The sequence below is a fragment of the Aliikangiella aequoris genome (assembly GCF_053709105.1).
The window spans coordinates 2,399,171-2,412,647 of record NZ_CM132298.1; the positions used below are offsets into that span (position 1 = coordinate 2,399,171).

At 40.5% G+C, this 13,477-nt stretch carries 10 protein-coding genes; 1 reads left to right on the plus strand and 9 read right to left on the minus strand.

Going from position 1 to position 13,477, the window contains the following annotated elements:
* Positions 1-5: 5 nt before the first annotated feature.
* From ACUR5C_RS10345 to queA, 6 genes are all read right to left on the minus strand, one after another.
* Positions 6-1,868 carry a DEAD/DEAH box helicase gene (locus ACUR5C_RS10345; protein WP_454465045.1) on the minus strand — a complete coding sequence of 621 codons (1,863 nt, stop codon included), beginning with the start codon at positions 1,866-1,868 and terminating at the stop codon, positions 6-8.
* A 168-nt stretch (positions 1,869-2,036) separates the two neighbouring features.
* Positions 2,037-2,981, minus strand: coding sequence for a protein translocase subunit SecF (secF, locus tag ACUR5C_RS10350; protein ID WP_454465046.1), 945 nt, complete (start codon positions 2,979-2,981; stop codon positions 2,037-2,039).
* A 14-nt stretch (positions 2,982-2,995) separates the two neighbouring features.
* Positions 2,996-4,885: a protein translocase subunit SecD gene (secD, locus tag ACUR5C_RS10355; protein ID WP_454465047.1), complete on the minus strand. Its 1,890-nt coding sequence runs from the start codon at positions 4,883-4,885 to the stop codon at positions 2,996-2,998.
* A 71-nt stretch (positions 4,886-4,956) separates the two neighbouring features.
* Positions 4,957-5,286, minus strand: coding sequence for a preprotein translocase subunit YajC (gene yajC, locus ACUR5C_RS10360; RefSeq protein ID WP_454465048.1), 330 nt, complete (start codon positions 5,284-5,286; stop codon positions 4,957-4,959).
* Between the two features lie 67 nt (positions 5,287-5,353).
* Positions 5,354-6,466 carry a tRNA guanosine(34) transglycosylase Tgt gene (gene tgt, locus ACUR5C_RS10365; protein ID WP_454465049.1) on the minus strand — a complete coding sequence of 371 codons (1,113 nt, stop codon included), beginning with the start codon at positions 6,464-6,466 and terminating at the stop codon, positions 5,354-5,356.
* Positions 6,467-6,473: 7 nt separating this feature from the next.
* The gene (gene queA, locus ACUR5C_RS10370) at positions 6,474-7,520 is read right to left on the minus strand and encodes a tRNA preQ1(34) S-adenosylmethionine ribosyltransferase-isomerase QueA (RefSeq protein WP_454465050.1); all 1,047 of its coding nucleotides are present in this window, start codon (positions 7,518-7,520) and stop codon (positions 6,474-6,476) included.
* Positions 7,521-7,676: 156 nt separating this feature from the next.
* Between queA and ACUR5C_RS10375 the strand changes: the two genes are divergently transcribed.
* A complete protein-coding gene (locus tag ACUR5C_RS10375) occupies positions 7,677-8,219 on the plus strand; it encodes a hypothetical protein (RefSeq protein WP_454465051.1) in 543 nt (180 codons plus the stop codon).
* Between the two features lie 80 nt (positions 8,220-8,299).
* On the opposite strand, the gene ACUR5C_RS10380 is transcribed toward ACUR5C_RS10375, so the two are convergent.
* The 3 genes from ACUR5C_RS10380 to ACUR5C_RS10390 form a co-directional block, all read right to left on the minus strand.
* Complete coding sequence (locus tag ACUR5C_RS10380; protein ID WP_454465052.1) at positions 8,300-8,737, minus strand: type IV pilin protein; 438 nt, start codon at positions 8,735-8,737, stop codon at positions 8,300-8,302.
* Positions 8,738-12,868, minus strand: a complete 4,131-nt coding sequence (locus tag ACUR5C_RS10385; RefSeq protein ID WP_454465053.1) for a pilus assembly protein — start codon at positions 12,866-12,868, stop codon at positions 8,738-8,740. It lies immediately after the preceding gene.
* A gap of 66 nt (positions 12,869-12,934) precedes the next feature.
* A complete protein-coding gene (locus ACUR5C_RS10390; RefSeq protein ID WP_454465054.1) occupies positions 12,935-13,477 on the minus strand; it encodes a PilX N-terminal domain-containing pilus assembly protein in 543 nt (180 codons plus the stop codon).

The window sequence follows — 13,477 nt, forward strand, 5'->3', positions numbered from 1 at the left end:
ACCATTTATTCACTACTATTGCCTTTGCGATGTTTTTTTCCGCTACCAGACTTGCGTCCTTTTCCAGCAAACTTTCGTTTTGGTTTTCCACTTGGTTTGCTGTCTCCACCGCGAGATTTTAACTTATCAAAATCAAACTCTTTAGCCACTGTTAAGTTCATTGCTTTGCCACACACTCTTACTTTTTTCAAATGAGCATAGGCTTCTTTTGGCATGTTACCGGGTAAATCAACCGTGGTAAAATCGTCATAAATCTTAATATGGCCAATATACTTACTTTCAATTTCAACTTCGTTAGCAATCGCGCCAACGATATTGCCTGGCTTAATGCCATCTTGAAAACCAACCATCATGGTGTAACGCTGCATCGGTATATCAGGAAATGCATCTAACTTTTCAGGATTACGCGGAAAATCTTTACCACTGCGAGACTCATCTTCGCGTCCTTTTCTCGGTCGCTTACGTTCACGCCCATAATTGTCAGAGTCTTCATGACGCGAACGTCGAGTAGATTCTTTTGGCGTTGGCATGTCTTCAACTAACAGCGGTGAGTTTTCATGCGCTAAGCTAGCTAGCGCCGCGGCAATATGTATCCCAGTTTGGTTAGTTTCATACTGGTAGGCTTCTAAAATTTCTAAATAGGGCGCTAACTCTCCAGAGTCGATTTTTTCAGTAATCTTATGTTTGAAGCGCTCTATTCTTTGATCGTTTATTGTCTCTGTAGTTGGCAACGCAATTCTGTCTACTTTCTTGCTAGTAACTCTTTCAATTAACGACAACATACGTTTCTCTCGCGGGGTCACAAACAATATTGCTTTACCTTCTCTGCCCGCGCGACCAGTTCGACCAATACGATGAATATAAGACTCGACATCTTGCGTAATATCATAGTTAATAACGTGAGAAATACGGGGTACATCAAGTCCTCGTGCAGCAACGTCTGTAGCAATTAAAATATCAAACCGACCTCGCTTTAACTTTTCAATTGTTTGCTCACGCATTGACTGTTGAATATCGCCATTAATCGCAGCGGCGGTATAGCCACGAGCATTTAGCTTGTCAGCTAGCTCAACAGTGGCAGTTTTAGTGCGCACAAAAATAATCACCGCGTCTGTCTCTTCAACCTCTAAAATGCGCGTTAAAGCGTCAAGTTTATGATTATTCGACACGGCTAAATACTGCTGAGTGACGGTTGCAGCGGTAGTCGTTTTAGTTTTTATTTTTATTTCTTGCGGGTTATTTAAGAATTTATCTGCAACCCGCTTAATTTCTTTTGGCATAGTTGCCGAAAATAGCGCGATTTGACGGTCAGCTGGGGTTTTCTCTAATACCCACTCTACATCTTCTAAAAAGCCCATTCTGAGCATTTCATCGGCTTCATCTAATACCAATGTGTGCATTGCATCCCAAACGAGTTTACCGCGACGCATATGATCCATTACGCGGCCTGGCGTGCCCACAATAACGTGCGCGCCTCGCTCTAGTTGCCGTAATTGTTGAGACATTGATTGTCCGCCGTAAATAGGCAGTACTTGAAAGCCCGGAAAGTTTTTACTGTAAGTTTTAAAGGCTTCGGCCACTTGAATGGCTAGCTCACGTGTTGGCGCTAATACGAGCGCTTGCGGCTTTCTGTTCTTTAAATCGATTTTTGTGAGTAAGGGCAGTGCAAATGCAGCAGTTTTACCGGTTCCGGTTTGCGCTTGGCCGATAATGTCAGCACCTTGAAGCAATACTGGAATACTGGCAATTTGAATAGGTGATGGCTTTTCATAGCCAATATCGGTTAAAGTTTTAACTAAAGTATCTGGCAAAGCGAGAGATTTGAACGTCAATTCTTCATTTGACGAATTAGTACCTGATTGAGGCATGTAGGTTTTCCTGATATTTTTTAAGGTAAGCTTTTGAATTTAAAAGCATAATGCTGCAACAAAGAATGCTATATCTGAATATGAAGCACGAATAATATGTAAGTATAATCTAAAAATAAAAAAACTCCCGCTGAATCAGCGAGAGTTTACGGATATGGCCACTTTAATTTACATTAAAGCTTCTTGATCTGCGCCTTCTTTATCTACTTCTGGTGGCATCAAGTCCTCTTTAGTAACGCCTAAAGCAAGAGCGACATTACTAGCGACGTACACTGACGAGTAAGTACCAATTAATACTCCGACAATTAATGCCGTTGCAAAGCCGTGAATTGTCTGCCCGCCTAAAAAGAACAAGGCAAGCAACACTAACATGGTGGTAATAGAGGTCATAATCGTACGCGACATAGTTTGGTTGAGTGAAGTATTAATAACTTTAACTGAGTCTTGTTTACGTAGTTTCAGAAAATTCTCTCGAATTCGGTCAAATACAACGATGGTATCGTTCAAGGAATACCCTATGACCGCCAAAATAGCTGCAAGCACAGTTAAGTCAAATTCCATTTGAATTAAAGCGAAAAAGCCTAAAGTTATGATTACATCGTGAGCTAATGCAGCGACAGAGCCTAATGCAAACTTCCACTCAAAGCGCATCGATACATAAATCAAAATACAAATAAGCGCGACAATAATTGCTAAGCCGCCTTGCTCGGTCAACTCTTCGCCGACACTAGAGCTAACATAATCAATTTTTTGCATTTCAACCGGCGTTTCAGAAGCTCTTTTTAAGCTTAATAAGACTTCTGCTCCAACTTCATCGGCTTTCTTATCTTTTACCGGCGCTAATCGAATCATGACATCTTTAGTTGTACCAAAAGGCTGAACGACAACCTTTTCAAAGCCATCATTTTTTAGCGTTTCTCTAATACCGGCAAAATCAGCATCTTGTTGATACTGAACTTGAACTAAGGTTCCACCGGTAAAGTCGAGGCCGAAATTTAAGCCACTGATAACTAATGCGGTAATTGAAGCAATAATTAAAATAGCTGAAAAAATAGTCGCTATTAATTTGTACTTTAAAAAGTCTATATTGAGTTTAGATTTTAAAATTTTCATGTTTTTTCCTAGCCTTATATAGAAATTTTCTTTAAGGCTTTTCCGCCGTAAACTAAGTTAACTAACGCTCGACTACCAATAATCGCAGTAAACATTGAAGTCATAATTCCGATTAACAATGTGACAGCAAATCCTGCGACAGGTCCTGTTCCAACACTAAACAAAACTAATGCCGCAATTAACGTGGTGACGTTGGCATCGGCTATAGTTGAAAAAGCTTTGTCGTAACCATTATGAATAGCTTGGGCTGGGTTGGTTCCTTCACTCAGCTCCTCCCTTATTCGTTCAAATATAAGAACATTGGCATCAACCGCCATACCAACGGTTAAAACGATTCCAGCGATACCAGGTAAAGTCAATGTAGCGCCAGGAACAAGCGACATGATTGCAAAAATAAAGACTAAATTACTCATTAAAGCAACATTGGCGATCAAACCAAATACGCGGTAATACAAAGCCATAAAAATTAATACTGCGAAAAAACCAACCATAATTGACTTTTTACCTAGTTCAATATTCTGTTTACCTAAACTTGGTCCAACGGTTCTTTCTTCTACAAAATAAACAGGCGCTATCATGGAGCCAGAGCGAAGAACTAATGCAAGTTCATGAGCCTCGGTTGGCGTAAATTGTCCGGTAATTCTAAATTTACTACCTAACGCACTTCCAATGTTTGGCGCACTGACTACTGACTTGACTTCTTTGGTAGAAACTAGCTTGTTTTCGCCATCAATGACTTCATAAACCCCACGACTTTCAATCATAATGATAGCCATGGGTTTATTAATATTTTTAGAGGTCACTGCGAGCATTTTATTGCCCCCTTCGCCATCCAAAGTTACATTAATCTGCGGCATGGCATTTTCGTCATAGCCAACGGTTGCGTCAGTCAAGTGAGTTCCATCGACGATTACCGACTTTCGAATTGCGTAATTAATGTCGCCTTCACCTTCAATAATTTCTGCACCAGGGCCAGCACTACTCGGGTTATAACCAGAAGCTTGACTAACGAGCCTAAACTCAACCGTAGCTGTAGATCCTAAAATACGTTTCGCTTGGGCAGAGTCTTGTACTCCAGGCAATTGAATTAAAATACGCTCAGCACCTTGCTGCTGTATTAGCGGCTCGGCAACGCCTAATTGGTTAATTCGATTACGTAAAGTCGCAATGTTTTGCTTTACTGCGTAGTCTTTAATTTCTTTTATTTTGATGTCTGGGATAGTGATAACAACTTCATACATGTTGCCGGTTTCTCGGCTCCGCGTGTTAAGTTCGGCAAAGTTTTGACGAACCACAACTTCAGCTTTATCGCGAGTTTCTTCATCGCGAAAACGAGCCACCATACCGACATCATTGACTTTAACAACCGAGCTATAGCGAAGTTTATTTTCTCTAAACGTGGTTTTAAAGTCAGTTAAATATTGTGTTTCTTTTTTAGCAATAGCTGACTTCATGTCAACTTCCATTAAAAAGTGCACACCGCCGCGCAAATCTAAGCCCAGTTTCATTGCCGAGCCACCTAAGTTCTTTAACCATTCAGGTGTAGCTGCAACCAGGTTTAAAGCGACGCCATATTCTTCAGACTTGCCTTTTACATACTCATCAATAACATCTTTAGCTTTTAATTGAATTTCAGAATCTTCAAAACGATATAATGCTTTACCTTGCTCGTTACTCGACTTTAAAAGTGAAATGTTTTTTTCTTTTAAAACATTTTCAATTTCTAAAAACACTTGTTGTGGTACTGCGGCGCCTTTCTCTCCACTGACTTGAACAGCAAAGTTTTCACCATACATGTTAGGTAACGCATATAAAATGCCTAAGGCTAATATGACCGCTAACATCACATACTTCCAAGCAGGGAAAGTATTAATCGGTCTCAATTGAGGTTGATCTGAAAACATAATTTAAAAGCTCTAATAATTTTATCTAATTTTTGGTAAAACGAAAAAGCTCGCCTAAGCGAGCTTGTTTTTTATTCGTTTACGGCTTTAATCGTGCCTTTTGGCAAGGTTGCAGTAATAGAGTGCTTTTGAAAGTTCATCTCTACACCTTGAGCAACATTTAAAACAATAAAATTGTCTGTAATTTTACTCACTTTGCCTAATATTCCACCGCTGGTAACCACTTCGTCACCTTTTTGGATAGCTTCTAGCATATTCTTGTGCTCTTTAGCGCGTTTACTTTGCGGACGAATCAACAGAAAGTAAAATACGATACCGAACAAAACCATCATGATTAAGCCGCTGTAGCCACCTGCAGCTGCACCACCTGGAGCGGCTGCCATTGCATTACTAATAAACATAATTATTTCCCCTACTTCTCTTTTTTATAGCTCGCTAACGCGAAGTTAATTTTCGATTTATTGTTACCTAAATCGTGGGAACTTCCATCCCACGTTGCTGATAAAAACGCTCAACAAATTCGTTCAAACTACCTGTTTCAATTGCTTTTCGCAAACCTTTCATTAAGGTCTGGTAATAATGTAAGTTGTGTATGGTCGCTAGTTCTGCACCAAACATTTCGCCGCACTTGTCTAAATGATGTAAATAAGCACGACTATAATTTTTACAGGTATAGCAGTCACAACTTGCATCAACCGGCCCAGAATCTCTTTTATTGGGACTGTTTCGCAATCTTACAACTCCCGTACTGGTAAAAAGATGGCCGTTTCTTGCATTTCTTGTTGGCATAACACAATCGAACATATCCACACCGCGACGAACTGCCTCTACGATATCTTCAGGTTTGCCGACGCCCATTAAATATCTAGGCTTATCTTCAGGCATATCTGGTAATAGGTTATCAAGCACCATTTTCATTTCTTCTTTGGTCTCTCCAACCGATAAACCACCAATGGCGTAGCCGTCAAAACCGATAGCAGTTAAGCCCTGTAAAGATACGCTTCTTAATTCTGGGTACATTCCGCCTTGCACAATTCCAAATAGTGCCGCGTTGCTCTCACCATGGGCATCTTTAGAACGCTTAGCCCACCGCAAGCTCATTTCCATTGAGTCTTTAGCTTGTTTTTCGGTAGCTGGGTAAGGAGTGCATTCATCGAAAATCATTACAATATCTGAGCCTAGGTCTTTTTGAACCTGCATGGACTCTTCCGGCCCCAGAAATACTTTATCGCCATTAACCGGAGAGCGGAAAGTTACTCCTTGTTCTGTAATTTTTCTCAATTCACCCAAGCTAAATACCTGGAAGCCGCCAGAATCAGTTAAAATAGGACCTTGCCAGCCCATAAAATCATGGAGATCACCATGGAGATTAACTATCTCAGTTCCGGGGCGTAACATTAAATGAAAAGTGTTACCTAAGATTATTTCCGCCCCTGTGTCAGCTACACGCTCTGGCGACATGCCTTTTACGGTACCGTATGTTCCCACTGGCATAAAAGCGGGCGTATTAACCTCGCCTCGTTCAAACTGCAAACGACCACGACGCGCTTTACCGTCAGTTGTTATTAATTCAAATTTCATGGTGCACTCAATTATTTAAAAGTCGGTTTTGGATAAACATCGCATCACCATAACTAAAAAAGCGGTATTTCGACGCTACTGCTTGGCGATAAGCAGATAAAATAAAGTCTTTGCCAGCAAAAGCACTCACCAACATTAATAAAGTTGATTCAGACAGGTGAAAATTAGTCACCAGTCCATCTACCGACTTAAATTGGTAACCAGGGTATATAAATATGTCAGTTTCGCCTTGAGTGGCGACTATTTTCCCTGATGTAGATGCCGACTCAAGGCAGCGCACAGAAGTAGTGCCTACCGCAATCACTCGACCGCCCTTCTCTCTGGTCGAATTAACCAAATCAACCACCGATTGAGGAACTTCAAACCACTCTGAATGCATGCTGTGTTGTTTAATATCATCAACTTTAACCGGAGTAAAAGTTCCAGCCCCCACATGTAAAGTTACAAACCCTGTGGCAACGCCTTTTTCTTTAATCGCGCTAATTAAACGATCATCAAAATGTAGGCCTGCAGTAGGAGCTGCGACAGCCCCATGCTTTTCAGCAAAAACGGTTTGATAACGCTGCGAATCTTCACTATTCGCTTCACGCTTAATATAAGGCGGCAGCGGCATATGACCATATTGTTCAATTTTTAACAAAAGTGCTTCATCGTTTGCTGCTTTGAGTCGATAGAAACGTTCACACTTGGACAATACTTCTAAGGTAAAATCAGCTGTAATATGAATTAATGTACCCGCTTGAAGCTTATTACTGGCTCTAATTTGTGCGACACACTCTTCTCGGCCGTTCTCACTTAATACTCGCTCTACTAATATTTCTACTTTGCCGCCAGAGTCACGTTTACCATGCAACCTTGCGGGAATAACCTTAGTATTATTAAAAATTAAACAATCGTTAGGCTTTAAATAGTCAACCAGTTGATAAAAATGGGCGTCCGCAAGGCTCTGTTTTGCAGGATCAACCAGCATCAAACGGCTATCTGAACGGTTTTCACAGGGTTCGCTAGCTATTTGTGACTCTGGCAAATGAAACTGGAAGTCTTGTTTACGCATAAATTGGCTACTGATAAGTGGCAACTTTAAAAATTTAGCGGATTCTACCAGATTTGCGTATCGAGGTAATCATTTGTGTTATAAACTTCATAGAAATTAGGCTAATTTATAGCGTATGCTAAACAAATTGACTCTTGAATAAGTGAGATAAAACCTATGTTAAAACTTTCACCTTTAGTTATTGCTGGATTATTTACCTTTAACGCGAGTGCGAATAGTGTTGAGTGTAGTGCAGAAATCACCAAAAAATTAAAGCAGGTTAACCAATCAACATTCCAATTAGCACGACAAACCCCTTCAACTCCTTTAGCTGAGCATTCAAGAGAGTTTGAGATAACCTGCCCTTGGGCAATACAATTCGACTTTGACGGCGATAGACGTACTGATTGGGCGGCATTAACGATTAAGGATGGTGTGTATTACTTAGTTGGCCATTTCTCCAACTTCGGAAAAAGCCAATTTTTAGAAATAAAGCGCTATAACAATTTTCCAGAAATGATGTACTTAAGCTTTATGACAGTCACTGAATTCAAATTAAAAGCAGAGCACCAAAGAAACTTAAAGGACACACCTAAGTTTTTGCTTATTGAAAACAAAATTGATGGCATATCGCAAGCTTACCAGTGGAACGGGCAAATGATGTTTGAAGTTGGCTCATTTGGCTCAGAACAAGAAGAAAACCCTAAATACAGACGTTAATCTAACTTAATCATTTAAATTAATAAGGCGCATTAAGCGCCTTATTAATTTGATCTCAACTTCAAAAGATTTTTTAAAGTCTAGCAGGAACTATTTTTTGCAGGCCAACAAGTCTTAGCTCCCCAACCTCTTTGCCCTGTATGAGTTAAGGTTAAAGGGCTATCTTTACCCGCCAAGCTACCAGTTGGTGTTGCTGTTAAAGTATATTGAGTACCGGCATCGTTGTTGTCCACCGATAGAGTGTAATATGCTTCACCACCATCTACAGGTACTTGATCTGCAAAAACAGTGGTAATGTCATCACCAACATTGTAATTAAAGTTATTTGTTTTAAAACGTTCCATGGCTTGAGCCGCATTCATTAATGCTGCCATAGCGTCACTTCGCTTAGCTCGAATAACATAATTAGTGTACGAAGGGTAAGCAAATGACGCCACGACCCCGATAATTGCAATCACAATCATCAACTCGATTAATGTATAGCCTTTCATTTTTTGGATTAAATTGACCTTACTCATTTAGTTTTTTCTCCAACGAATGCCCATAATACCTTCAGGAGGTGGTGGCAAGTCATAATCACAACGGTTACCCACACATAGCCGTGGAACTACCCCAGAATCAGTCTTTTCTAACAATACCTGTGGAGGAGGCGCAATTCCAGGAATTTTTAATTCAACACTGCGATCTTCTTTAGTCAACACTGCATCAGAGTTATTATCTAAGAAAGGGTTACCGTCAGTCACACGCATTAGATAAAGCCGAGAGGTACCAGCAACTGCATCACAAAGTGAGCCGCTAGCATTAGGCGGCGTATAAGTCGTGAAAATCACCGAGTTATTAAACGTGATAGATGAAGTAATAACTTTTTCGCCAGAGCGAGGGAAAGTAATATACCAGCCCTTCTTCGGTGAACTTTCATCTTCAATAAGCTCTACGGCATCGGAAATACCGTCAGCATCAGCATCACCAATAACGTCAGTAACATCTGCTAAGTCCCCGAGTTCAACATCCATATCAAAGTTTCCATTAAGTATGCCTTTGTCTTTCACCATATAAAAATGATCGACAACTGTTTCGTTTAAGGGGTGAGCACGATAACCACTTCCAATTGAAACTGACACAAAGCTACCTGAAGTTAATCGAACCAGCGAAACATCGGGTGTATTATAAAACCGTCGGTTATTAGCCGCAGTTAAACCACCTTGGTTTAGTCGAGCAATACGTCCGCCAGTTATCTTGCCGGTAGTGTAGTTTATATCAAACCGAAACACTTGTGCTTTGGTATCTGCCGCATAAAAATGGTCGATATAATCGTCACCGGTTAAATCAAACGCTGTAATTTGATCAGGTATGGCGTTCATTGAGGATAACGAGCCCGCTTTACTGCCTGGAATCGTAGAGGCATCGATGGCCTGACTTACATCCCAAACTAATTCACCAGTTTTAGCATTAACCATAAACACATTACGTCCAACTCCATCGACAACCGATATGGTGTCAGCAACATCTTGCAACACGCTATAGCCACCACCAAACAACAGCACAGTCTCATGGCCTTCAAATTTAGTTTTCTTAATCACTGGTTGCGACCAAGTTTGACCTAATGCGCGTCCACCAGAAGTCCCTAGTGTTGTAGCATCAATTTTAAACATCATTTTAGGCGCATCAGGGTCACTAATATCTAGTGCATAATAAGTACTACCTCCACGACGCATACCAATATATAAGTAAGCTTTTTCGCCAGCATCAACTACTCCAGGCATTCCAACTCCTGGCTTTTCATCAATGTGCAAAGTAACTGAGCCATCCATACCATAGGTATGTTGACCTTCTGCATCTTTTTGAATGCTAGATAGGCGAGGCAATAACTCTTTTGGAATAAATGCCCAGTTTTCGTTTCCGTTACTGGTATTAAATGAATGAACAAAACCTTCATTGGTACCAACATATACAGATGAGCGGAAACTATTAGCGCCGGTTTTATAAATTAATACCGTTGGTTGAGAATGCAAAGGATCACCCATTTGCTTGCGGGGCCCCGTTGGGTTGTCTTTATTGTTGACATCCTGACCATTAGCCCAATTTAAAATTTTCTCTCTATCAGACGCGTCAGTTGCGCCAACCATGGCATTATTGATATTTGAATTATCTTTGTGCACTCGATTATCTGAAGCCGTGAGCGTAACATCGCTATCGCCTTGTAAGTTTGAATAAACTTTACGAGATGCGCTTAAAAATTCCGCAGCACCACCTTCTTCAACTTCGTTACCGTCAACCGAACTTGACCACCAGCTTTTAGAAGTTTCATCAAATTCACCCCCAATATTAACTGCCGGCTTTGTATCCACATCGACTAACTCGCCATCTAACAAACGATAACGTTTTAGATTTCCAGGCCATACTGTTTCAGATGAAGGCGCGAACAGAGAGAAATACAACTCATCATTGTGAGTCAATCGGTTGTACTGGTTAACCGTAACACCCGCAGATACGAATGTCGTATTAACATCCAAGATAGAGTCAACGATATCAGTCACCGCATCAATTAATTCTTGCTTACTAAATGCAGTGACATACTTACCGCCGCCCGCATCAGCCACGCTTTGTAAAAATTCTTGATCAGAATAGAAACCAATAGTGTGGGTAGTAACTTTTTCCGCACCAGGCGTGCTAGGAATCATATCATTTTTGTTAAATAGACCCGCCATTTTAATCGTACAGTCTTTACCGTTGTCATTAGTATTACAAGTACCTGCTGTACCGGTTATTTCCTTCGACCACTTTGAGTAAAGCGTATTAGTTATTGAGTCATGCGAAGTTGGCGCGCCATCGGTTAACAATACAATATGGTTAGCTTGGCAAGCATTTTTAATCGGCGTTTTATAAACCGAACCATCAGTTAACTTTTCTCCTTTACAGCCTGTTGCACTTAAATTTGACTCAGTGCAACCGGAAGGCCGAATTAAACTACCTGATGACAGAGCATCAACATGACTTACTCTGTTGTCACGCTTAGTAGGACTACCTCGTTTTAGTCCGTAGGCAACAGGTTCACCTTTAAAATAAAGACCAGCTTCAGCAATTGAGTCACTAATAGGCGTATTTCCCGTGGCTTTAAAGTCTTCAATAGTAGCTATTAATTCTTGCCGCTTAGTTGCTGCATCACTAGTAAAACGTCCAATGTACTTAACTTCTAAAGCAGCAGCGCGTGAACCAGAGCCATTTAAAGAGTAGGCTTCTCGGTAGCCAGAGTTAACCGTAAATAAAAATGACATTTTGTTGCCGCTTTTCCACGAACCTAATGTCACAATTTCGTTGACTATGCTAGATAAATCAGCGGTTTGATACTGCACCCCATAGTCCCAAGTATCAATAGACCAAGTAATTCCCGAGGTAAAACCCGAAGATAGATTATGAACACCAGTACCAACAGTAGGGTTTGCAGACTTTACCGCCTTAATCGTAGATTCTGCATTGCCACTATTACTTCTAGAAGCTACTAATTTAATTCGTGCATCGGTAATTTGAGCATCTTTAGGAACTTTAACATCTTCAAACGAGAAAGCGACAGATTGGGTTTTATAGTTGCCTGAGCGGCTAAAAATAAGGTTCCAGTAGTTTTCGTAAATATTACCATTGGAATCCTTTTCAGAATCATTGTCATAGCGATTAACAACCGATACAACCGTATTTTCATAGCATCCAAACTCGCTAGCAGGAATATTTTTATCAAAATCGATACGGATTTTTGGCGCAAAATCTTTATTTTTGTCATAAGCAACAATGGGGCGTCCTTCAATAGAAGTTTTTTCCATTAGAATCACTAAATCTTTACCACCACACCAACCAGCTGCGTCGGTCATAGTAGCACCTTTTAAATCCACTACTTGCTGTAAAACACTACTAATATTCGGCGAATTAAATGTAGTTAAAGGATCGTCAGTGGAAGCAATCGGTTCAGCATCCCAAGCTTCTGGAGTCCAGTCAACTGCAACAGAAGTACGATCAATACGCTTAGATAAATCATTTCCGACTGTTTTAAATTCTTCAGGTTGTGCGTCCACCTCTGCGTATATTTTATAGCTAGCTAAGTCAGACGAGTCTATATCTGTCGCAAAAATCAAATTAGCGTTAGTGATTTTCGCACCTTGCGGAACAGAAACATTTCTAAAGCGAAACGCAACTACATCACCGACCACAGAGGAATTTAAATAGTCGCCATTTAAGTCAACCGTTGCCCCACTTTGCATAGCATCATCATTCTCTGACTCGATTCCTCTTAACACAATTGGCTCAGCAGGCTCATCGGGATCGACCACAGGATAAAGTATTGGCCCGCCAGGAACGCTAAAACGCGCAAGCCCCATATTCACACCCTGCTGACCGGAAACAATTTCTCCCATTACATCTTGCAATATACCAATTCGACTTTGAGTTACTTTATTACCATTAGGATCGGTAAAACTTTGGTTACTATTCATAGAGCCAGAGGTATCAAACACAAAGAGTATATTAGGGTTGGATTTACTCGAAGCTGAGCCCCCTCCAAAAAAAACTTCAGTGTCATCCGCAACCACAGATTGCAGAGTTAAACAGCTATACAAAAAGGCAATTAGACTAACAACCAGTTTCGACTTAATATTTTTCATTGCCTTAACCTCCAGCATTGAATGAGAATTTTGTTTGTTTTGCATTATCGCTACTTTCACAAAAAATTAATTTGCACATGCGGTAACTTCATAAGCCCATAAGGTCGTTGAAGTTGAACTACTATTAACAGCTCCTCGACCATTGACTTCAAATATTCGACAGCCAATTTTTGAACCACTTCGGCCTAAACTATAACCACTGCACATTAGGGTATTACATTCGTTAGTCACTTCAGCATCTAGCTGCGCAACCACCACACTACCTTTGTCACCGTCAAGATGAGAACTATCACACGTCTCACTTTGACCATCTTTATTGATGCAAAGATCTTCAAGCTTTCCATTCACCCTTAACTTATACAAAATATGATCTGTGTCGGTTTTATTACCGGTGTTGGCTTCTGCAAAAAATGCACCAAGTGCACTTTCAGAAGCATTAAACGTTTTGTGTTGCACATGAGTATTAGCTGCCATTTGCTCTTGCATATTACTGCGTTGTGCCGACGAGAGTCCTATCACGGTTAAAATTAAGAGCAGTACTAAGCTAACAAAAAGAGCAGCGCCCGATTGTTGTGCTATAAATTTATGTTGACTTATATTTGAGTTCAC